The organism is Hymenobacter coalescens (genome assembly GCF_054783195.1).
The window spans coordinates 378,513-401,906 of the sequence record NZ_BAAGRA010000014.1; the positions used below are offsets into that span (position 1 = coordinate 378,513).

At 65.5% G+C, this 23,394-nt stretch carries 17 protein-coding genes; all 17 read left to right on the plus strand.

Features of this window, described 5'->3' with window-relative positions; translation table 11 throughout:
- The first annotated feature begins 24 nt into the window (after positions 1-24).
- The 17 genes from ACYVKQ_RS10865 to ACYVKQ_RS10945 all read left to right on the plus strand — a co-directional run bounded on the left by ACYVKQ_RS10865 (position 25) and on the right by ACYVKQ_RS10945 (position 23,391).
- Entirely contained in the window at positions 25-1,908 is a 1,884-nt protein-coding gene (locus ACYVKQ_RS10865; protein WP_460578184.1) for an endo-1,4-beta-xylanase, read from the plus strand.
- 85 nt (positions 1,909-1,993) lie between these two features.
- A complete protein-coding gene (gene xylA / locus ACYVKQ_RS10870) occupies positions 1,994-3,325 on the plus strand; it encodes a xylose isomerase (RefSeq protein ID WP_460578185.1) in 1,332 nt (443 codons plus the stop codon).
- A 281-nt stretch (positions 3,326-3,606) separates the two neighbouring features.
- The gene (locus tag ACYVKQ_RS10875; protein WP_460578187.1) at positions 3,607-5,124 is read left to right on the plus strand and encodes an alpha-N-arabinofuranosidase; all 1,518 of its coding nucleotides are present in this window, start codon (positions 3,607-3,609) and stop codon (positions 5,122-5,124) included.
- 211 nt (positions 5,125-5,335) lie between these two features.
- Entirely contained in the window at positions 5,336-6,439 is a 1,104-nt protein-coding gene (locus ACYVKQ_RS10880; RefSeq protein WP_460578188.1) for an endo-1,4-beta-xylanase, read from the plus strand.
- Positions 6,440-6,630: 191 nt separating this feature from the next.
- Complete coding sequence (locus ACYVKQ_RS10885) at positions 6,631-9,285, plus strand: glycosyl hydrolase 115 family protein (protein ID WP_460578189.1); 2,655 nt, start codon at positions 6,631-6,633, stop codon at positions 9,283-9,285.
- Positions 9,286-9,702: 417 nt separating this feature from the next.
- Positions 9,703-11,100 (plus strand): exopolysaccharide biosynthesis polyprenyl glycosylphosphotransferase, encoded by a 1,398-nt coding sequence (locus ACYVKQ_RS10890; RefSeq protein WP_460578190.1) that lies wholly within the window; start codon positions 9,703-9,705, stop codon positions 11,098-11,100.
- Positions 11,101-11,331: 231 nt separating this feature from the next.
- Complete coding sequence (locus ACYVKQ_RS10895; protein WP_460578191.1) at positions 11,332-12,123, plus strand: WecB/TagA/CpsF family glycosyltransferase; 792 nt, start codon at positions 11,332-11,334, stop codon at positions 12,121-12,123.
- A 187-nt stretch (positions 12,124-12,310) separates the two neighbouring features.
- Positions 12,311-13,201, plus strand: coding sequence for a glucose-1-phosphate cytidylyltransferase (gene rfbF, locus ACYVKQ_RS10900; protein WP_460578192.1), 891 nt, complete (start codon positions 12,311-12,313; stop codon positions 13,199-13,201).
- A gap of 94 nt (positions 13,202-13,295) precedes the next feature.
- Entirely contained in the window at positions 13,296-14,393 is a 1,098-nt protein-coding gene (locus tag ACYVKQ_RS10905; RefSeq protein ID WP_460578193.1) for an NAD-dependent epimerase/dehydratase family protein, read from the plus strand.
- Between the two features lie 52 nt (positions 14,394-14,445).
- Entirely contained in the window at positions 14,446-14,991 is a 546-nt protein-coding gene (rfbC, locus tag ACYVKQ_RS10910; RefSeq protein ID WP_460578194.1) for a dTDP-4-dehydrorhamnose 3,5-epimerase family protein, read from the plus strand.
- Positions 14,992-15,043: 52 nt separating this feature from the next.
- A complete protein-coding gene (locus ACYVKQ_RS10915) occupies positions 15,044-16,372 on the plus strand; it encodes a methyltransferase domain-containing protein (RefSeq protein WP_460578195.1) in 1,329 nt (442 codons plus the stop codon).
- 61 nt (positions 16,373-16,433) lie between these two features.
- On the plus strand, positions 16,434-17,267 hold the full coding sequence (locus tag ACYVKQ_RS10920) for a sugar phosphate nucleotidyltransferase (protein ID WP_460578196.1): 834 nt from the start codon (positions 16,434-16,436) through the stop codon (positions 17,265-17,267).
- Between the two features lie 5 nt (positions 17,268-17,272).
- Positions 17,273-17,926, plus strand: coding sequence for a PIG-L deacetylase family protein (locus tag ACYVKQ_RS10925; RefSeq protein ID WP_460578197.1), 654 nt, complete (start codon positions 17,273-17,275; stop codon positions 17,924-17,926).
- Between the two features lie 90 nt (positions 17,927-18,016).
- Positions 18,017-19,288 (plus strand): methyltransferase domain-containing protein, encoded by a 1,272-nt coding sequence (locus tag ACYVKQ_RS10930; protein WP_460578198.1) that lies wholly within the window; start codon positions 18,017-18,019, stop codon positions 19,286-19,288.
- Positions 19,254-20,615 (plus strand): DUF4910 domain-containing protein, encoded by a 1,362-nt coding sequence (locus ACYVKQ_RS10935; protein ID WP_460578199.1) that lies wholly within the window; start codon positions 19,254-19,256, stop codon positions 20,613-20,615. Before ACYVKQ_RS10930 ends, ACYVKQ_RS10935 begins: the two co-directional genes overlap by 35 nt.
- A 38-nt stretch (positions 20,616-20,653) precedes the next feature.
- A complete protein-coding gene (locus ACYVKQ_RS10940; RefSeq protein ID WP_460578200.1) occupies positions 20,654-21,883 on the plus strand; it encodes a class I SAM-dependent methyltransferase in 1,230 nt (409 codons plus the stop codon).
- Positions 21,884-21,996: 113 nt separating this feature from the next.
- Complete coding sequence (locus ACYVKQ_RS10945) at positions 21,997-23,391, plus strand: glutamate-1-semialdehyde 2,1-aminomutase (protein WP_460578201.1); 1,395 nt, start codon at positions 21,997-21,999, stop codon at positions 23,389-23,391.
- Positions 23,392-23,394: the final 3 nt, after the last annotated feature.

Here is a 23,394-nt window from a genome sequence, read left to right on the forward strand (position 1 = left end):
GCCTGCCTTTCCCAACCACAACCCATGAAAAACACCTCTACCTTATTTTTAGGCCTGCTGGGGCTGCTCAGCTTCGGCGCCGCGCAGGCGCAGAACGCGCCCGTACTGCAACAGGCCGAGAGCGGCACGCTGGGCGCCGACTGGACCACGCCGCCGGCCCAGGCCGGCGTGCAGTACGTGACCATCACGCCCACGGCCACCATCAACGCCCAAAACCCCGGCACGGCGGCGCGCGTCATCACGTACGCGGTGACGTTTCCCGGCGCCGGCAGCTACGACCTGTACGCCCGCGTGCGGGTGAACAGCGGCGGGGCCAACGACGACAGCTTTTACTACGGTAACGGCTTCGGCACGAAGCTGCCGGCCGACGACACGAACTGGATTACCGTCAACCAGCTCAACGCGGTGGGCTACGCCAGCGGCAGCGGCAACGTGGCCGTGGAGGGCGCCGGCGGGGCTGGCACAGGTGTGTGGAAGTGGATCAACCTCTCGAAGTTCAACGGCGGCGAGCCGCCCATCAGCTTCACCGTAGCTGCCGGTGCCCTTACCCAGACCTTCCAGATCGGAGCGCGCGAAGACGGCCTCGACATCGACAAGCTGGTGTTTGGCCAGACCGGGCTCTACTTCACGCCCGCCCAGCTCGACAACAACCAGCAGGGCACCAGCACCCCGCCCGTCACGTTTACGCCCGCCGGCCCGCCCATGGCGCAGGGCAAGCCCAAGTTCCTGGGCGGCGTGTACAGCACCCCGCAGAAACCGTTCTTCAACCGCTACTTCAACCAGGTGACGCCCGAAAACGCGGGCAAGTGGGGCTCGGTGGAAGCCACCCGGAACCAGATGAACTGGGCCGAGCTGGACTCGGCCTACAACCTGGCGCGCCGCAACGGCTTCCCCTTCAAGATGCACACGCTGATCTGGGCCCAGCAGCAGCCAATCTGGATTGAGACGCTGTCGGACGCCGAGCAGCTGACCGAAATCCGGGAGTGGTTTCAGGCCGTGGCCCAACGCTACCCCAACATCGACCAGATTGAGGTGGTAAACGAGGCCCTGAACGATTTGCCCCTGAACGGCTCGACCGGCAACAACGGCCCGAACACTCCCGGCAGCGGGGCCGGCAACTACTACAACGCCCTCGGCGGGGCCGGTACTACGGGCTGGGACTGGGTCATTACCTCGTTCCAACTGGCGCGGCAATACTTCCCCAACGCCCAGCTGCTCATCAACGACTACGGCGTCATCACCAACAACACCAACGCCCAGCGCTACCTCACGCTGGTGAACCTGCTGACGGCCCGCAATCTGGTCGACGGCGTCGGGATTCAGGGCCACGCCTTCGAGACGCGGGGTATTCCGGCCACCACGCTGGCGGCCAACCTCACGACGCTGGCCTCGGCCGGTAAGCCCTTGTACATCACCGAGCTGGATATCGACGGCGTGAACAGCTCCAACCAGCTCGACGACGCGGTGCAGCTAGCCGAGTACCAGCGCGTGTTTCCCGCGCTGTGGGAGCACCCAGCCGTGCGCGGCATCACGCTCTGGGGCTACCGCCCCGGCCACTGGCGTACCACCCAGGGCGCGTACCTGGCCAACGCCGACAACACCGAGCGCGCGGCCCTGGTGTGGCTGCAGAACTACGTGCGCAGCACCGTGCTGGCCGCCAAAGACCTGCGCCACACGGCCATTCGGATGTACCCGAACCCGGCCGCCGACGGCCGCGTGACCTTCACCGGCACCGCCGACATCACCCGCCTGTGCATCACCGATCTGCAGGGCCGCGTGGTGCATGAGCAGGCGCTGCGGCAGCAGCCCACCGTGGCCCTGCAGCTGCGGCTGCCCGCCGGGCTGTACGCCGTGCAGCTCACCGACCGCGACGGCAGCCTGGTAACCAGCAAGCTGCTGGTCGAATAACGCCTTTCCGCAACGGCCCCGGCCGGCTGGCTGGCCGGAGCCGTTGCCCTTTTCCTTACCCCTTTTTCCTTTTACCCGCAACGCCATGTCGCTGAGCACGCTTTCCCAAACCGAGTATTTCAAGGGCATTCAGCCCATCAAGTTCGAGGGCCGCGAGTCGGACAACCCGCTGGCTTTTAAATGGTACGACGAAAACCGCGTGGTGGCCGGCAAAACCATGAAGGAGCACCTGCGCTTTGCCACGGCCTACTGGCACACCTTCACCGGCACCGGCGGCGACCCGTTCGGCCCCGGCACCAAGCAGTTTGCCTGGGACCAGCAGGGCGACATCCTGGGCCGCGCCCACGACAAGATGGACGCCGCCTTCGAGTTCTTCACCAAGATCGGCACGCCTTACTACTGCTTCCACGACATCGATTTGGTGGACGAGGGCTCCTCGCTGCGCGAGTACGAAAGCAACCTGCAGCGCATCGTGGAATATGCCAAGCAAAAGCAGCAGGAGACCGACGTGAAGCTGCTCTGGGGCACGGCCAACGTGTTTTCGAACCCGCGCTACATGAACGGCGCCTCCACCAACCCCGACTTTCAGGTGGTGGCCCACGCCGGCACCCAGGTGCTCAACGCGCTGGACGCGACCATCGCGCTGGGCGGCGAGAACTACGTGTTCTGGGGCGGCCGCGAAGGCTACATGACCCTGCTCAACACCAACATGAAGCGCGAGCTGGCGCACATGGGCCGCTTCCTGACGATGGCCCGCGACTACGCCCGCAAGCAGGGCTTCACCGGCAAGTTTTTCATCGAGCCCAAGCCGGCCGAGCCCACCAAGCACCAGTACGACTTCGACGCGGCCACCGTCATCGGCTTCCTGAAGGAGTACGGCCTGCAGGACGACTTCATGCTCAACCTGGAGGTGAACCACGCCACGCTGGCTGGCCACACCTTCGAGCACGAGCTGCAGGTGGCCGCTGATGCGAACATGCTCGGCTCCATGGACGCCAACCGCGGCGACTACCAGAACGGCTGGGACACCGACCAGTTCCCAGTGAACCTGAACGAGCTGACGGAGAGCATGCTCATCATCCTGGAGCACGGCGGCTTTAAGCACGGCGGCATCAACTTCGACGCCAAGACCCGCCGCAACTCCACCGACCTGGAGGACATCTTCGTGGCCCACATCGGCGGCATGGACGCCTTCGCCCGCGCCCTCGTGACGGCCGACAACATCCTGCAGAAGTCGCCCTACCGCAAGTTCCGGCAGGAGCGCTACGCCTCGTTTGACGCCGGCGACGGCGCAGCCTTCGAAAAGGGCCAGCTGACCCTGGAAGATTTGCGCCGCATTGCCCACGAGCAGGGCGAACCGACGCCGCGCAGCGGCAAGCAGGAGTGGCTGGAAAACATCATCAACCAGTACATCTAACATTGCCTTTGAGCCTGAACGTCATGCCGAGCCTGTCGAGCTGCCGGTCGGTGGTAGCCGAGCATCCCTGCCGCTTCGTTGGAGCACCCCTGCCCCGGCCCCTCTCTGCAAGGCCGGGGGAGGAGCGTGGCTCGGCGGCCGCGCGCGAAATGCCTGGCTTACCCTTTCCTTCGGTTCGCAGTGCTCTGCATGGCCGTTCTGGTCCGGCATGGCTGCGCTCCATTGCGCAACACTCCGGCCGCCGGCTGCGTCAACTCAGCTCCACCATCGTTCTGGTAGCCATGGCCGCGACTTCCCTGCCCGCCCAAACCGTGCAGCTGACCGTGCAGCCGGCCCCGGCCAATGGGCCGGTCATCAGCCGGCACATCTACGGGCACTTTGCTGAGCACCTGGGCCGCTGCATCTACGACGGCTTCTGGGCCGACCCGGCGCTGAACGTGCCCAAGCAGGGCCGCCTGCGGCTCGACATTGTGGAGGCGCTGCGGCGCATCAAGGTGCCCAACCTGCGCTGGCCCGGCGGCTGCTTTGCCGATGCCTACCACTGGCGCGACGGCGTGGGGCCCGCCGCCCAGCGCCCGCGCACCATCAACACGTGGTGGGGCGACGCGGTGGAAGACAACTCCTTCGGCACGCACGAGTTTCTGGAGCTGTGCCGGCTCATCGGGGCCGAGCCTTACCTGGCGGCCAACGTGGGCAGCGGCACGGTGCAGGAAATGGCCGGCTGGATGGAGTACCTGAACTCCAACGCCGACACGCCGCTCACCCAGGAGCGCCGCCGCAACGGCCGCCCCGACCCGTACCAGGTGACGTGGTGGGGCATCGGCAACGAAAGCTGGGGCTGCGGCGGCAACATGACGGCCGAGTACTACACCGACGTGTACAAGCGCTACGCCACCTTCGCCCACAACTACCCCGGCTCGCCGCCGCTGAAGCGCATCGTGAGCGGGGCCAACGGCGACGACCCGCACTGGACCGAAACGTGCATGAAGCGCATCCCGCTGAGCCTGATGTGGGGCCTCACGCTGCACCAGTACACGCTGCCCACCGGCAGCTGGACCGGCAGCAAGGGCGCCGCCACGGGCTTCGACGAGCAGCAGTACTTCAACACGGTGCGCAACTGCCTGAAGATGGAAACGGTGGTCAGCAAGCACGCGGCCATCATGGACCAGCACGACCCCGAGAAAAAGGTGGCCCTGCTGGTGGACGAGTGGGGCGTGTGGACCGACGTGGAGCCGGGCACCAATCCCGGCTTTCTGTACCAGCAGAACTCTCTGCGCGACGCGCTGGTGGCCGGCACCACGCTCAACATCTTCAACAACCACTGCGACCGGGTGCGCGGGGCCAACCTGGCGCAGGCCGTGAACGTGCTGCAGGCCCTCATCCTCACCGACAAGGAGCGGATGCTGCTCACGCCCACCTACCACGTCTTCGACCTCTACCAGGTGCACCAGGACGCCACATGGCTGCCGGTGCAGTTCGAGAGCCCCGCGTACGCCGTGGGCAACGAGAAAGTCCCGGCGCTGAACGCCTCAGCCTCCCGCGACCAGAACGGCGTGGTGCACATCTCGCTGGTGAACCTCGACGCGAAACGCGCGCTGCCGCTGGAAACCCGCCTGCCCGGCGTAAGCTGGAAGGCGGTGAGCGGCCAGGTGCTGACCTCCGCTAACGTAAACGACCACAACACCTTCGACAAGCCCGACCGGGTGAAGCTGGCCGACTTCCGCGGGGCCAGCAAGCGCGGCGACCGGCTCGTCGTGCAGCTGCCGCCGAAATCGGTGGTGGTGCTCACGCTGAACTAACCGGGCCCCTCCCTGGCCCTGCCACCACGAAACCCCATTGGAGCATCCTGCTGAGCCTGCCGAACCGGGAAGTCGGCGTTAGCCAAGCATCTCTGCTGTCGACATCAGATGCATTTGGTGAGTGAATGGTATCCGACGAAGCGGTAGGGCTGCTTGGCTAGCGCCGACCTCTTGGTCTGACAGGCGCAACCGGACAATCCTCTTTGATCATATGACCATCTTCCCTCCGCCCGCTCGCCGTGGCCGCCGCCTGCTTATCGGCGGCCTGCTGCTGGCCACCACCACCCTGCTCAGCAGCCAGCGCCCCGCCGCCGACAAAGGCCTGAAGGACTACTACAAGGATTATTTCCCCGTCGGCGTGGCCGTGGGGCCGCAGTCCCTGCAAGGGGAGGAGGCGGCCCTGATCAAGGCGCAATTCAACAGCGTGACCCCGGAAAACGCCATGAAGATGGGCCCGATCCACCCGGAGGAAAACCGCTACTACTGGCAGGACGCCGACGCCATCGTGCGCTTCGCTCGGGCCAACAAGCTGCGGGTGCGCGGCCATAACCTGCTCTGGCACGAGCAGACGCCCAAGTGGCTGTTCAAGGATGCGCAGGGCAAGCCGGTCAGCAAGGACGTGCTGCTCAAGCGCCTCAAGGACCATATCGACACGGTGGTGAAGCGCTACAAGGGCCAGATTTACGCCTGGGACGTGGTCAACGAAGCCATCAGCGACAACCCGCAGGAGTTTTTGCGCCGCTCGGAGTGGTACCAGATCTGCGGCGACGAGTTCATCGCCAAGGCCTTCGAGTACGCGCACGCCGCCGACCCCAAGGCCGTGCTCTTCTACAACGACTACAACACCGAGCGCCCGGAGAAGCGGGAGCGGATCTACAAGCTGCTCAAGCAGCTCAAGGACGCCAAGGTGCCCATTCACGGGGTAGGGCTGCAGGGGCACTGGTCGTTGCAGGAGCCCACCGAGGCCGAACTGCGCCAGGCCATCGAGCAGTACGCCTCGCTGGGCCTGCAGGTACAGATTACCGAGCTGGACGTGTCTATCTACCCCTGGGAAAAGGAGCGCCGCGCCCGGCGTCCCGACGAGTCGGATGCTTACACGCCCGCGCTGGAACAGCAGCAGGCGGCGCAGTACAAGATGTTCTTCCGCGTATTCCGCGACTACAAAAAGGTACTCACCGGCGTCACGTTCTGGAACGTGTCGGATAAGTACTCGTGGCTGGATACCTACCCCGTGGCCGGCCGCAAAAACTACCCGCTGCTTTTCGACCAGAACCTGAAGCCCAAAAAGGCTTTTCAGGAAGTCGTGAATTTCTAACAGCGCTGCCCGCCGGACCCGTGCCAACGGCCGGCGGCTATTCCCCACCCCGGCCGAGGAGGGCCGGGGGCCGGGCTCGTCGGCCGGAGGTTGCCCCGCTTCGGCCTTTCAGCCTCCCCAGGCTTTCCTTTGCCGGGAGCTGGCGGCCACCTTCGATGAGCCGCTGCAGCTCCTGCTTACCCCGCATTCCCATGATGTTTTCCCGCTCCGAATACTTTCTCCGCCTGCGCTGGCTGCCGTTGCTGCTGTGGCTGCTGGGCACCCGCTTCGGGCTGGCCGCGCCCGCGGTGCCCGGCTCTGAGGCCTACGTGGTGCCCGACAAGGGCAAGGATCGTTTTCCGCTGGTGGCCGGCGGCAAGGGCGCGCCGCTGTTTGCCAGCGCCCAGGACTGGCCCGGCGTACTGCGTGCCGCCCGCGACCTGCAGGCCGACATCCGGCGCGTTACCAGCATTCAGCCCACGCTGACCATCGACAAGGCCCCCGCCGGCACAGCGGCGGTCATCATCGGCACGGTGGGCAAAAGCCCACTGATTGATCAGCTGATCCGGGAGAAAAAACTGGACGCGAGCGGGCTGGCCGGCAAGTGGGAAACCTTCGTGGTACAGACCATCGATAAGCCCTTGCCCGGCGTCGACCGCGCCCTGGTGGTGGCCGGCAGCGACAAGCGCGGCACCATCTTCGGCATCTATGATTTGTCGCAGCAGATGGGCGTGTCGCCCTGGTACTGGTGGGCCGACGTGCCCGTGGCCCCGCAAAAAGCGCTGTATGTGCTGCCGGGCCGCTACACCCTGGGCGAGCCGACGGTGAAGTACCGCGGCATCTTCATCAACGACGAGGCACCGGCCCTGCAGGGCTGGGCCCAGGAGAAGTTTGGCGGCGTCAACTCCAAGATGTACGGGCACATGTTTGAGCTGCTGCTGCGCCTGAAAGCCAACTACCTCTGGCCAGCCATGTGGGGCAACGCCTTCAGCGCCGACGACCCGCAAAACCCCGCGCTGGCCGACGAGTACGGCATCGTGATGGGCACCTCCCACCACGAGCCGCTCACCCGCGCCCACGACGAGTGGCGCCGCTTCGGCAAGGGCCCCTGGAACTACCAGACCAACGCCGAGCAGCTGCGCGCGTTCTGGCGTGGCGGCATGGAGCGCATGGGCACGCGCGAAAACATCGTGAGCATCGGCATGCGCGGCGACGGCGACGAGCCCATGAGCGAGGAAAGCAACATTGCCCTGCTGGAGCGCATCGTGGCCGATCAGCGCCAGATCATTGCCGAAACCACCGGCAAGCCCGCCGCGCAGACGCCCCAGCTCTGGGCCCTCTACAAGGAAGTGCAGGACTACTACGACCGCGGCATGCGCGTGCCCGACGACGTGACCCTGCTGCTCTGCGACGACAACTGGGGCAACATCCGCAAGCTGCCCAAAGCAGGGGAGAAGCCCCGCCCCGGCGGCTACGGCATCTACTACCACTTCGACTACGTGGGCGGTCCGCGCAACTACAAGTGGCTGAACACGAACCCGCTGCCGCGCATCTGGGAGCAGATGCACCTGGCGCACGCGTACGGCGCCAACCAGATCTGGATTGTGAACGTGGGCGACCTGAAGCCCATGGAATTTCCCATCAGCTTCTTCCTCGACTACGCCTGGCGCCCTAGCAAGTGGCCCGCCACCAGCCTTGGCCAGTACCACCAGCAGTGGGCCGCCGGCCAGTTTGGGGCCAAGCACGCGCCCGCCATTGCCGAGATGCTGGCCCGGTACGCCAAGTACAACGCCCGCCGCAAACCCGAGCTGCTGGACGCCGATACCTACAGCCTGACCAATTACGGCGAGTGGGCGACGGTGGTAGCCGACTGGCAGCAGCTGCGCACCCAGGCCGAGCAGCTGGAAAAGCAACTGCCCGCCGCGCACCGCGACGCCTACTACCAGCTGGTGCTGCACCCGGTGCAGGCCAGCGCCAACCTCAACGAGCTGTACTACACCGTGGCCCAGAACCGGCAGGCCGCGAAAAATAACTGGAATACCACCAACGGCTTGGCCGACCAGGCCAAAGCCCTGTTTGCCCGCGACGCCGAAATCAAGGCCCGCTACCACGCCCTGGCCGGCGGCAAGTGGAACCACATGATGGACCAGACGCACATCGGCTACACCAACTGGCAGCAGCCGCCCGCGGATAAGATGCCCGACGTGGTGACCATACCGACGGATAAACTCGCGGCCTTGGTCGCGCCCGGCGTTACGGTGGTCGCCGGCAAGGCGCCGGCCGGCCCGGCCCGGCCGCAAGCCGCAGCGGGGGGCGGGGCCTTCGTGGAGGCCGAGGGCTACGTGAGCATCGAGGCCGAGCACTTCGACCAGGCCGTGGACGGAGCCGCGGTGAAGTGGCAGATCATTCCCGACCTGGGCCGCACGCTTTCGGCGGTGAGCAGCTTCCCGGTCACGGCGCCGGCGCAGCTGCCCGCGGCCGCTACGCCGCACCTGCAGTACCGGGTGCAGCTCAGCAGCAGCGGCCCCGTCACGGTGCAGGCCTTTCTGGCCCCGACGCTGGACTTTACCGGCGGGCAGGGGCTGCGCTACGCTGTGTCGTTCGACGACGAAGCCCCGCAAATCGTCAACCTGCACACCGGGCTGGTGGCCGACAACGGCAACCGGCCCTGGGAGCAGGCCGTGGCCCAGAACATCCTCATCAAAGCCTCCAAGCACACCCTGACCAAGCCCGGCGAGCATGTGCTCAAGTTCTGGCGCGTCGACCCCGGCGTGGTACTCGAAAAGCTCGTCATCGACTGCGGCGGGCTGAAACCAAGCTACTTTGGCCCGCCGGAAAGTGCCCGCAGCGCCGCGAAAAATCCCTAGGTGCTTGCATCCGCAAGCCAATCCAACCGGGTGTCTGGTTGGTCGGGCAGGTTGATAATCAAGGGCGGGTTGGCCTGGTGGCTGTGCGTACCCTGCGGATAAGGGTTCAGCGTATTGCTACATGCGCTGGGGTTGAAGGCAAGATTCAGATTTTCTGATAGTTATACGCAAGCGGGCCACGGCTTTTCAGTCGTGGCCCGCTTGCGTAGTAAGGGGGTGGACCCATGTGGACCCATCCCCGCAGGCCTGCGGCTGCCGCCGTAGAATTGGACAATAGGGGAGTGTATAAGATTATGTATAAAATAAGTGTAAATAAATATTGCTTAAACCATAAAAGTTTGTTCCTTGCTCATGAAAGCTGACGGGCAGCAAGCCGTCAGCTGTGTCCTGTACCCTGTAGCTCCTCTCCGCCACCTTATGGAACGCTACCGCCACTATTCCGACGCCTCCGGCGTCGTGCTCCCCTTGGTGGATGTGCTGCTCATATTGGGCGCCTTCCGCTTCGCTGGTTACGTGACCACCGGCCTATGGTCGTTCAACGGGCTGTATCCGGCTTTTTACGCAGTATTTGCTTTGCTCTGGTGGATTCTGTCCGGGCGCTACGCCAACATCTACCGCGTCGACAAGCTCATTACGTACCCCGAGAAGCTGCTGTACGTGGTGCGCACCTTCCTGCTGCACGCGGTGCTGCTGCTGAGCGTCGCGGTGCTGCTGGAGCAGTACTGGGTGCCCGCCCGCTTCCTGCTGTCGGCCTACACTTTGTCGGCGCTGTCCGTGGTGGCCGGGCGATTTGTACTGGCTTTCACCTACCGCCGGTACGTGAAGTACCTGGCCCGGCCCAGCAGCCGCTACGTCATCGTCGGGACGGGGGAAAGCGGACAGAGCCTGTACCGCTTCCTGATGTCGCACGACCCGGATGGCAATGAGTTTGCCGGCTTCTTCGCCGACGAGCCCGTGCCCAGCAACCTGCGCCACCTCGTGCGGGGTACCCTGGCCGAAATGAAGGAGTACTGCCACCGCAACCGCATCGATGAAATCTACTTCTCGATGCCGCTGGACCGGCGCGACCTGATCGAGGACCTCTCCGAATTTGCCGACCAGCACTTCCTCTCGTTTCGCATCGTGCCCGATTTCAGCGGCACCGTGCGCAAGGACGTGAGCGTGTACTTCTACGACCACCTGCCCATTCTCACCATCCGGCACGAGCCGTTGGGCATCCGCACGAACCAGCTGCTGAAACGCCTGTTCGACATTGGCTTCTCGCTGACGGTTATCTGCACGGTGTTCCCGATCATCATGCCCATCTTGGCGCTGCTCATCAAGCTGGATTCGCCCGGGCCGGTGTTCTTCAAGCAGATGCGGCCGGGCAAGCGCAACCAGCTCTTTCCCTGCTACAAGCTGCGCACCATGCGCACCGACCACGGCCGCACGGAGCTGCAGGCCACCAAAAACGACGTGCGCATTACCCGCATCGGGACCTACCTGCGCAAGTACAACCTCGACGAGCTGCCGCAGTTCTTCAACGTGCTGCTCGGGCACATGTCGGTGGTGGGGCCGCGGCCCAACATGATTTCGCAGCTCGAGGAATATTCCAAGCACATCAGCCAGTACCACCTGCGCCACGCCGTGACGCCCGGCATCACCGGCTACGCCCAGGTCAACGGCTACCGCGGCGAAACCCGCGAGGCCGGTACCATGGAGAAACGCGTGGAATACGACCTGAAATACATGGAAAACTGGTCGTTCGGCCTCGATATGAAAATTATCGGGCAGACCGTCTGGAACATGGTTCGCGGCGAGAAAAACGCCTATTAAACGGTGAATTAGGGAGATGGTAAAAGGGTGAGTTTACTGTTCAGGAAGCCAGCATTGCGCTGGTAGAACGACACTCGCCAATTCGCCATTTCGCCACCTCACCGCAAGCTACCCCGGAGGTGGACCGGGGTGTCAAAGTCTTGGCCAACCGCTCGGCTCTGCCGAGGCCGCGTTGCGTCAGGGCTTTGAACCCCGGCGCCCCCGTTTCCCTGCCACTCCACCGCCTGCGCCGTGCTACCTCGTTACCCTGTTCTGGCCTCTTGGATTTCGACGGGTCCGCCCGCCGCCTTTGTTGATGTAGTACTGCGGTTGGGCGCCGCGCGCACCTCGTCGTACGTGTGTTTCGCCAACGTGCACATGGTGGTGGAAGCCCACCGCCAGCCCGAGTTCGGGGCCGTGGTAAACCGCGCCGCCGTGGTGGCACCCGACGGCAGCCCCGTGGCCGCCGCCGTGCGCTGGTTTGGCGGCCCCGCGCAGTCGCGCGTGGCGGGCATGGACGCCCTGCCGCTGCTGCTGGCCGAAGCGGAGCGCCGCGGCCAATCGGTGTATTTCTACGGCACCACGCCGGAGGTGCTCGGCGCCATAGAAGCCCGCATCCGCCGGGAACTGCCCGCCCTGCGCGTGGCCGGCCTGCACGCCCCCCCGTTTCGCCCGCTGACCCCCGAGGAAGACGCCGCCGACGTGGCCCGCATCAACGCGGCGGACCCCGACCTGGTGTTTGTGGCCCTGGGTTGCCCGCGGCAGGAGCAGTGGATGGCCGCCCACCAGGGCCGCATCCACGCTTGCATGCTGGGCGTCGGACAGGCCTTCATGACGTACGCCGGCCTGGAGCGGCGCCTGCCCCCGTGGGCACGTCGCCTGTGGCTGGAATGGGCCTACCGGCTGTGGCTGGAGCCGCGCCGGCTGTGGCGCCGCTACCTGGTCACCAACTCGCGCTTCGTATGGCTCGTGCTGGGCCACGCCCTGCAGCAGCTCCGTAGCCCGGGCGCGGTAAGCCTGCCCCAGGATAGATATGCCGAATAATGAATATTTATAACTATTCCCATTCAAATTAGACTATTGAAAATAAATAGAACTATTAGTTGTTGATAAATTATAATTAAAAATACCTTTAGTCATAATGAGTGTGGGACGAAGCGCGGGACTGCACCACCGATATCAAGCCTTCTGGCAGGTTCGAATTTTTCTCCACCATTTCCAATTCTGCGCGATGAAAGCAGTATTACTGGCAGGGGGCTACGGCACCCGCATCAGCGAAGAAAGCGGGATTCGGCCCAAGCCCATGGTCGAAATCGGCGGCCGGCCCATCCTCTGGCACATCATGAAGATCTACGCCCACCACGGTATCCGCGACTTTGTGGTATGCTGCGGCTACAAGGGGCACCTGATCAAGCAGTACTTCGCCGATTATTTCCTGCACAGCGCCGACGTGACGTTCCGCATGGACCGCAACGAAATGCAGGTGCACCGCCACCACGCCGAACCCTGGACGGTAACGCTGGTGGACACAGGGCAGGAAACCATGACCGGCGGCCGCCTGCGCCGCGTGCGAGAATACGTTGGCGACGAGACGTTCTGCATGACCTACGGCGACGGCGTGGGCGACGTGAACATTCGCGAATCCATTCGCTTTCACCGGGAGCAGGGCAAACTGGCCACGCTGACCGCCGTGCGCCAACCCGGCCGCTTCGGGGTGTTCAACCTGGCGGAAGGCTCGGGCCACGTCAGCGCCTTCACCGAGAAGCCCGAGGGCGGCGAGACGCCTTGGATCAACGGCGGCTTCTTCGTGCTGGAGCCCGGCGTGTTCGACTTCCTCGAGGGCGACCACACCACTTGGGAGAAGGCCCCGCTGGAGCGCCTGGCCGCGGCCGGGCAGTTGGCCGCCTACCGGCACCAGGGCTTCTGGCAGCCCATGGACACATTGCGCGACCGGAACCTGCTGGAAGACCTGTGGCAGAGCGGTAAGGCCAGCTGGAAAATGTGGTCCGACGATCCGGCCCTCGTTCAGCAGGACCCGGTGCTGGCCGACATCCTGACCTCCCCGGTGCAGGCCCCGGAGGGCCAGCGCGTGGCCGGACCCACCCTGATGCCGCTCGACTAAAGAAGTTGTGGGTTGCAGAACGTCAGCTCGTGCTGACGGCTGCCCCGACAACTGCCAACCGACCCCTGGCAACTGCCTTACTCCCTCCACCTCTATGAAACGAATTCTTATTACCGGCAACATGGGCTACGTGGGGCCGGGCGTGGTACGCCGGCTGCGGCAGGCCTTTCCGGCAGCCGAGCTGATCGGCTACGACCTGGGCTTCTTCGCGCACTGCCTCACCGGGGCCGACTGCCTGCCCGAAACGCGGCTGAATGCCCAGCTGTTCGGCGACGTGCGCCACCTGCCCCTCGATTTGCTCAGCGGGGTGGATGCCGTCGTGCACCTGGCCGCCATCAGCAACGACCCGATGGGCCACATGTACGAAAACGTGACGCTGGCCGTGAACCACCGCGCCGGCATCGAGCTGGCCCGGCGCGCCAAGGTAGCCGGCGTGCGCACGTTCATCTTCGCCAGCTCCTGCAGCATGTACGGGGCCGGGGCCGATGCTCCCCGCGCCGAAAACGCGTCGCTCAACCCGCTGACGGCCTACGCCCGCTCCAAGGTGCTCAGCGAGCAGGACCTGGCGCCGCTGGCCGATGAGCACTTCCGCGTGACCTGCCTGCGGTTCGCCACGGCCTGCGGCTGGAGCGAGCGGTTGCGCCTCGACCTAGTTGTCAACGACTTCGTGGCCGGAGCCGTGGCCACCGGCCGCATCAACATCCTGAGCGACGGCACGCCCTGGCGCCCCCTCATCCACGTGCAGGACATGGCCCGCGCCATCGAGTGGGCCGTGGAGCGCCCGGCCGCCAACGGCGGCGCTTTTCTGGCCGTGAACGTGGGCTCCGACGCTTGGAATTACCAGGTACACGAGCTGGCCGCCGCCGTGGCCGCTGCCGTGCCCGGTACCCAAGTAACCCTCAACCCCGAAGCGGCCCCCGACAAACGCTCGTACCGGGTCGACTTCAGCCTGTTTCGCCGGCTGGCGCCTTTTCACCAGCCGCAGCGCACCCTGCCCGACACCATCGCCGAGCTGCGCGACAACCTAGTCGGCATGGGGTTCCACGACGCCGACTTCCGGGCCTCGCAGCTAATGCGCCTGCGGGTGCTCACGGCCCTGCGCGAAGCGGGCCGCCTGAACGAAAACCTCGAGTGGCAGCGCACGGCCGTGCCCGCCCGGCCGCTGGTGGCCGATGCGGAGCTGGTGGCCTGAGCCGTGTGCTCCGCTCTGTTTCCGCCTCCTTCCACACCACCGCTACGTTCCCATGATCTTCACCGAAACCGAACTCGCCGGCGCCTTCATCATCGACGTGGAGCGCATGTCCGATGAACGGGGCTTCTTTGCCCGTTCCTGGTGCGAAGACGAATTCGCCGCCCACGGCATCCTGACACCCCCGCTCCAGGCCAACCTCTCCTCCAATCCGCGCCGCGGCACCTTGCGCGGTATGCACTACCAGCTGGAGCCCTTCGGCGAAACCAAGCTGGTGCGCTGCACCCGCGGCGCCATCTACGACGTCATCGTGGACTTGCGCGAGGAGTCGCCCACGTACGGGCAGTGGCTGGGCGTGGAGCTGACGGCCGAAAGCTTCCGCATGGTGTTCGTGCCGGCCCGCTTCGCCCACGGTTTCATCACCCTGAAAGACGACTCGGACGTGTGCTACCAGGTGTCGGCCAAGTACGCCCCGGGCTACGAGCGGGGCCTACGCTGGAACGATCCGGCCATCGGCATCGAGTGGCCCCTGCAGCCGGTCGTCATTTCCGACAAAGACCGCCGGCACCCCGACTTCCGGCTGCTCGTGCCCCACTCCTGAAGTCGCCGCAAGGCCGTTCTTCCTCTCCTTCACCGCCGCCACCCCGCGCTACATGTCTTCGCTTTTCCCATCAGCTTCTGCGCGGGCCCAGACCATGCTGCCGCCCAAGGCGCGCCGCCTGCTGCCCCACCGGGCCGCGTCGGCGGGCAAGCCGCGCTGCCGCTTTTGCGGACACGCGCTGCACACCACGCTGGTGGACCTGGGCACCTCGCCGCTGTGCGAAGACCTGGTGCGCCCCGAGCACTTTAACCGCGCCGAGCCGGTGTACCCGTTGCACGCCCGCGTCTGCGACAACTGCTTTCTAGTGCAGGTTGGCGACTTTGTGCGGCCCGAAGACATTTTCCGCGACGAGTACCCGTATTTTTCCTCGTACTCCACCACCTGGCTGGAGCACGCCCGCCGCTATACCGACGAAATGGTTGCGCGCTTTGGCATCGGCCCCGAGCAACTGGTGGTGGAAGTGGCCTCGAACGACGGCTACCTGCTGCAGTACTTCCTGGAGAAAGGCATACCGGTGCTCGGCGTAGAACCCGCCGGCAATGTGGCCGAGGCCGCCCGGGCGCGGGGCATTGAAACCATCAGCAAGTTCTTCGGCCGCAAAACGGCCCGCAAAGTGACGCTTAGCCATGGCCAAGCCGACCTGCTGATCGGCAACAACGTGCTGGCCCACGTGCCCGACCTCAACGACTTTGTGGGCGGACTCAAGATCCTGCTCAAGGCGGGCGGCATCATCACCCTGGAGTTTCCGCACCTGCTGCGCCTGATCGAAGGCCGTCAGTTCGATACCATCTACCACGAGCACTTCAGCTACCTCTCGTTTTACACCGCGGAGCGCGTATTTGCCCACCACGGCCTCACGCTCTTCGACGTGCAGGAACTCCCTACGCACGGCGGCTCCTTGCGCATCTTCGCCTGCCACACGGCCGACCGCACCAAGCCCGTCAGCGAGCGAGTAGGGGAGTTGCTCCGGCGCGAAATCGAGGCTGGCGTGTGCACCCGGGCCTTTTACACGGGCTTTGGCGAGGCGGTAAAGCAGACCAAGCGCCAACTGCTGCAATTTCTCATCGAGGCCAAGAACGCCGGCAAGGTGGTGGTGGGCTACGGAGCCCCCGGCAAGGGCAATACCCTGCTCAACTACTGCGGCATTCGCACCGATTTTCTTGACTACACGGTGGATGCCAACCCCCACAAGCACGGGCTGTTTCTGCCCGGCACCCGCATCCCGATTTACGCCCCCGACCGCATCCGCCAAACGCAGCCCGACTTTGTGCTGATCCTGCCCTGGAACCTAAGCGCCGAAATCTGCCAGCAGATGGCCGATATCCGGGCCTGGGGCGGCCGTTTCGTGGTGCCCATTCCCAAGGTTACCATTCTCGGATGACCCCATTTCCGCTCTAAACCAGCTGCTGAGCTATGCTGCCTCCTTAGACTTCCCCCTTGCCATGAAAGTTGTGTTGTTCTGCGGCGGTTTTGGAATGCGCCTGCGCGAGTTTTCCGAATCGACCGCCAAGCCCATGGTTCCGCTGGGCTACCGCCCGATACTTTGGCACGTCATGCGCTACTACGCGCACTTCGGCCACACGGATTTCATCCTTTGCCTGGGCTACAAAGCCGACGCCATCAAGCAGTACTTCATGAACTACAACGAATGCCTCTCGAACGACTTCGTGTTTTCGAATGGCGGCAAGGATGTGAAGCCTATGAGCACCGACATCGACAACTGGAACATCACCTTCGTGGACACGGGCCTGACGTCCTGCATCGGACAACGTCTGCTGGCGGTACGTCACCTGCTGGAAGACGAGGAAATGTTTCTCGCCAACTATGCCGATGGCCTGACCGACCTCGATGTGAACGTGATGGTGGAGAACCTGCGGTGCTCTAACGCCGTGGCCAGCTTCATGGCCTACCAGCCCACGCAGAGCTTTCACGTGGTAACCCTGGGCGAGGACTCACGGGTGGAATCCATCAGCCCCATCGCCAAGTCGGGACTGTGGATCAACGCCGGCTACTTCGTCCTTCGGGCCCAGATCTTCGACTACCTCTACGACGGGGAGGAGCTCGTGGAAGAACCATTTCAGCGCCTGATTGCCCAGGACCGCCTGCTAGCCCACCGGCACGAGGGTTTTTGGGCCGCCATGGATACGTTTAAAGACAAGCAAACGCTGGATGAGCTCCACGCTCACGGGCCCGCGCCCTGGGAGGTGTGGCGACTACCGGAAGCCCAACAGAAAATGCGGTTCAACCAACACCAAGCGCCGGAGCTAGCGGCATGATGCGGATGCGGCTCGCTGCGCCCGCCGGAAGCGCCGGCCTGCGGGTGCTCTGCCTCGGAGCCCATGCCGACGACATCGAGATTGGGGCCGGCGGCACGCTGCTGCGGTTGCTCGCCGAACAACGCGTAGCGGCCGTGTGCTGGGTGGTGTTCAGCAGCACTCCGGCCCGGGCCTTCGAAGCCCGGGCCAGCGCCAAAGCTTTTCTGGCCGAGGCACCAGCTGAGGCCAGCTGCGACATCCGCATCTTGGCTTTTCAGGATGGCGTGCTGCCCCAACTGACCACCGCTATCAAAGCCACTTTCGAGCAGCTCAAAGCTTTCAACCCCGACCTGATTTTGACCCACCACCGCTACGATCAGCACCAAGACCACCGCCTGCTCGCGGAGCTGACGTGGAACACGTTTCGCAGCCACATGGTGCTCGAATACGAGATTCCTAAGTACGACGGGGACCTGGGCAATCCAGGCTTCTTCGTGGAACTGCCCGGGGCGGTGCTCGAGCGCAAAGTGGAGCTGCTCCTGACGCACTTTCCCTCCCAAGCGAGCAAGCATTGGTTTGACGCGCAAACTTTCCGGGCACTGCCTCGGCTGCGTGGCTTGCAGGCCGCCTGCCCCGGGGGCTATGCCGAGGCCTTTTACGCTTCCAAGCTGCTGCTTTAGCATCGACAATCTGCTTTAACCCCCTCGGTGGACTCGCTCCGCCCTCGCTTGCCTTCTGCCTGACCTCTCCGCCTTTTAAAGATAACCACCATGAACTGCCGTCACTGCGGAACTGAACTGGTCCACGTGTTTGCCGACCTCGGTCACTGCCCGCCTTCCAACTCCATGCTCTCCGCGGCCCAGCTGGAGGAGCCCGAGCTGAATTACCCCCTCAAAACGTACGTCTGCGACAGCTGCTGGCTCGTGCAGATCGGGGAAGTGAAAAAGGCTGTGGAGATTTTCGGCGAGGAGTACACCTACTTCTCCTCGTACTCTACTTCCTGGCTGGAGCACGCCCGCCGCTACGTCGAGATGATGATGACGCGCTTCGGTTTCGGCGAAGACTCCCTGGTGATGGAAGCGGCCAGCAACGACGGCTACCTGCTGCAGTACTTCCACCGGCAGGGCGTGCCGGTGCTCGGCATCGACCCCACGGCCAACACGGCCCGCATTGCGGCCGACCGCGGCGTGCGCACGGTGGTGGATTTCTTCACCGCCCAGCTGGCCCGCGAGCTGGTGGGCCAGGGGCAGCAGGCCGACCTGCTGATCGGCAACAACGTGCTGGCCCACGTGCCCGACATGAACGACTTCGTGAGCGGCATTCAGCAGGTGCTCAAGCCCGAGGGCGTGGCCACCCTGGAGTTTCCGCACCTGCTGAACCTGGTGACGGATTGCCAGTTCGATACCATCTACCACGAGCACTTCAGCTACCTCTCGCTGAGCACCGTGGCCCGCGTGTTTGCGGCCCAGGGCCTGACCATTTTCGACGTGCAGGAGCTGCCCACGCACGGCGGGTCGCTACGCATCTTCGCCCGCCACACGGCTGACCACACCAAGCCCGTGACGGAGGCCGTGCGCGAGCTGCTGGCCCGGGAGCGGGCCGCGGGCATGCTCACCCTGGAGTACTACCAGGATTTTCAGCCGCGCGTGGAATCGGTGCGGGCCGAGTTCCTGGAGTTTTTGCTGGAGCAGCGCCGCCTCGGCAAGAAGGTGGTGGGCTACGGGGCCGCCGCCAAGGGCAACACCCTGCTCAACTACTGCGGCATCCAGGGCACCGACCTCATGCCGGTGGTCGTCGACGCCTCGCCCTACAAGCAGGGCAAGTACCTGCCCGGTAGCCACATTCCGGTGCTTTCGCCGGAGGCCATCCGGGAGGAGCAGCCCGATTTCGTGGTGATTCTGCCCTGGAACATCAGCGCGGAAGTGGCCGACAACCTGAGTTACATCCGCACCTGGGGCGGGCAGTTCGTGACGGCCATTCCGAGCCTGCACATCTTTAGCGAAGTCCATGCAAGCCGCGCCCGCACCGCCCCCGTCTGCTAAGGCGGCGCCGGCCCCGCCGGCTGCCGCCCCGGAACGCGGCGCGGCCCTGCACGCGCTGCTGACGGAGCTGTACCCGCTGCCCCGCTCGCTCACCGGCGACGGGGTGCGCCAGACGCTGCGCCTGGTGCAGCAGCGCCTGCTGCCCGGCCTGCGCGTGCACGAGGTGCCCAGCGGCACGCCCGTGCTCGACTGGACGGTGCCGCCGGAGTGGCGCATCCGCGACGCGTACATCTGCACGGCCAGCGGGGAGCGTGTAATTGACTTTCACCAACACAACCTGCACGTGCTCGGCTACAGCACGCCCGTGCACAGCTGGCTGACGCTAGACGAGTTGCGCCCGCACCTGCACGCGCTGCCCGAGCAGCCCGACCTGATTCCGTACCGCACCTCGTATTACCACGCCAACTGGGGCTTCTGCCTCACGCAGCGGCAGTTGGAAGCCCTCGACGAGCCGCTCTACGAGGTCTGCATCGACTCGGAGCTGGACTCTGGCGGCAGCCTGACGTACGGCGAGCTGCTGCTGCCGGGCGAGGTGGAGGAGGAGGTGCTTATTTCCTGCCACATCTGCCACCCCTCGCTGGCCAACGACAACCTCTCGGGGCTGGTGGTGGCGGCCACGCTGGCCCGGCAGCTCAGCCAGCGCCCACACCGCCTGTCGTACCGCTTCGTGTTCAGCCCCGGCACCATCGGGCCGATTACCTGGCTGAGCCGGCAAACGCCCGCCGCTCTGGCGCGCATCCGGCACGGGCTGGTGGCCACCCTATTGGGCGGGCCCGGCGCCTTCACCTACAAGCGCACCCGCCTGGGCCGCGCCGACATCGACCGGGTGGTGGCCTACGTGCTGGGCAGCGGCGGCCAGCCGCACGAGCTGCGCGACTACGTGCCCTACGGCTACGACGAGCGGCAGTACTGCTCGCCGGGCTTCGACCTGCCGGTGGGCTGCCTCTCGCGCACCCCGCACGGCGAGTTTCCGGAGTACCACACCTCGGCCGACAACTGCGCCTTCGTGCAGCCCGCGCAGCTGGCCGACTCGCTGGCCCTGTACGAGCAGGTGCTGACGGTGCTCGAAGGCAACGGCCGTTACCAGAACCGGCAGCCCTACGGCGAGCCGCAGCTGGGCCGCCGCGGCCTCTACGGCGCCGTGAAGGGCCACGGCAACCCCCGCGAGGCCGAAATGGCCCTGCTCTGGGTGCTCAGCTACTCCGACGGGCAGCACGATTTGCTCCACATTGCCGAGCGCAGCGGCCTGCCCTTTGCCAGCATCCGCCGCGCGGCCGATCAGCTCGTGGCCGCCGACCTCTTAGCCCCGCTACCGGCGGCCGCCTAACGGACTTTTTCTCCACCACTACTGTCCACCAGACTCCCATGGAAACCGAACTGCTCGCAACTGCCCCGGCCCTGGCCGCGGCCACCCAGCCCTGCCCGGTGTGTGGCTCCGCCGCGGGCGAAGTGTTTTTTGAGGTTCAGGACGTGCCCACGCAGTCGGGCATCCTTTGGCCGACGGCCGATGCGGCCCGGCAGGCGCCCACCACCGACATCCGGCTGGCGTTCTGCCCGCATTGCCACTACATCCACAACGAGGCGTACGAGGCCAGCAAAATCACCCACACCCGCAACGACTTCTCCCTGGAGTTTTCGCCCTCGTTCCGGGCCTTCACCCTGGGGCTGGCCACCGAGCTGATCGAGCGCTACCACCTGCGCAACGGGCGCATCGTGGACATCGGCTGCGGCGACGGGGACTTCCTGCGCACGCTCTGCCGCCTGGGCCACAACTCCGGCCTGGGCATCGACCCGGGCTACGCCTCGCCGCCCGGCCTGCCCGCCGGCACCAACGAGGCGCTGGGCGTAACCTTCGTGAAAGACTACTTCGGGCCGGCCACGGCGCAGGTGCTGGAAGGGGCCACCTTCATCAGCTGCCGGCACATGCTCAACGTGCTGGCCAGCCACGTCACGCAGTTCGTGCACGATTTGCGGGCCGCCATTCCGGCCGGCACCGCGCCGCTGGTGTACGTGGAAGTGCCCAACGCCCTCTACGACATTGGGGAGCAGGTGGTGTGGAACATCGTCAACGAGCACGCCTCCTGGTTTACGCCCGCGTCCCTTTCGTACCTGTTTCGCAGCGCCGGCTTCGAGGTGCTGGACGTGCAGCCCTGCTGGCACGGCGAGTACCTGGGCCTCACGGCCCGCCCCGTGGCCGTGCCCGCTGCGGCCACGCTCGCACCCACCGACGACCCCACGACGCCCGCCGCCGTGCGAGCCTTCGGCACTTCGGCCCGCGCCGTGATGGAGCAGTGGCAGGAGCGGGTAGACGCGCTGCGCTGCAGCGGCAAGCGCGTGGTGGGCTGGGGGGCCGGCTCGCGCGCCATCACCTTCCTGAACACCTTCGATCTGGCCGACACCCTGCTGGCCGTGGTCGACATCAACCCGCGCCGCCAGGGTCAGTTTCTGCCCCTGACGGCGCACCCGGTCATTGCCCCGGAGGACATGGCCGGCTACCGGCCCGACGTGCTGCTGATTACCAACCCGACCTACGCCGACGAAATCAAGACCCAGGCCCGCCAGCTCGGTTTTCAGGGCGACTTCCTCGTGCTCTGATACCGCGGCTGAGCTTGCTCTTCAACCAAGAAAACCAGCCTTCATCTTTTCCTGCTCCGCTTGCCTCCTTCGGCCCCAACGCCTGCTTTCCTCCACCATTTCCAATGCTAGCCATGACTTCCGCCGTACTCGCTGCCGATTCACCGCCCGCGTCCACGCTCGCCGCGGAGCCCCTGGTTTTGCCAGAGGCGCCCGGGGCTGAAGCCGCTCCGCACGCCGAGCTGACCGCCCGCTTCCACGCGGCTATTCCCGGCGGCAGCCATACCTATGCCAAAGGCGACGACCAGTTTCCCGAAGCCATGGCGCCGTACCTGGTGCGCGCCCGGGGCTGCCGCGTGTGGGACACCAGCCGGCGCGAATACCTGGAATACGGCATGGGCCTGCGGGCCGTGACGCTGGGCCACGCCTACGGCCCGGTGCTGCGCGCCGCCCAGCGCGAGATGCTGCGCGGCACCACCAACGTGGGCCGGCCGACCATGCTGGAGCTGCGCGCCGCCGAGGATTTTCTGGAAACCACCGGGGCCGGCGACATGGTGAAGTTTGCCAAGAACGGGTCTGATGCCACCACTGCCGCCGTGAAGCTGGCCCGCGCCGCTACCGGCCGCGACCTGGTGGCCCTCTGCCAGGACCACCCGTTTTTCTCCACCGACGACTGGTTTATCGGCACCACGGCGGTGCGCGCCGGCATTCCGGCGGCCGTGCGGCAGCTCACGCTGGGCTTCCGCTACAACGACCTGGCGTCGGCCGAGCAACTGTTTCGGGACCATCCGGGCCAGATTGCCTGCCTGGTGCTGGAGGTGGAGAAAGATGTGCCGCCCGCGCCCGGCTTTCTGCCGGGCCTGCGCCGCCTCTGCGACGCGCACGGCGCGGTGCTCATCTTCGACGAAATCATTACCGGCCTGCGCTGGCACGTGGGCGGCGCCCAGGCCGTGCACGGCGTGCGCCCCGACCTGAGCACCTGGGCCAAGGCCCTCGGCAACGGCTTCAGCGTGGCGGCCCTCACGGGCCGGCGCGAGCTGATGGAGCTTGGCGGCCTGCAGCACGCCCAGGAGCGCGTGTTCCTGCTCTCGACCACCTACGGCGCCGAGAGCCATGGGCTGGCGGCCATGCGCGCCGTGCTGGCCACGTACCGCCGCGAGCCGGTGATTGAGCACCTGCGTCAGGCGGGCGACTACCTACGCCGTTTGCTGGCCCAGTCCATTGCCGAGCACGGCCTTACCGGCTATTTCAGCGTGCAGGGGCCGCCGCAGTGCCTCACTTACGCCACCCGCGACGCCGACAAGCAACCTTCGCAAGGCTACCGCACTCTGTTTCTACAGGAAACGCTGCGCCGCGGCCTGCTGCTGCCCTCGCTCATCGTGAGCTACGCCCACCAGCCCGCCGATATCGAACTCACCGCCGCGCGCATCCACGACGCGCTGGCCATCTACCGCCGCGCCCTCGACGAGGGGCTGGACCAACACCTGCACGGCCGCGCCGTGCAACCCGTGTACCGGGCCCGAAACTGAAAG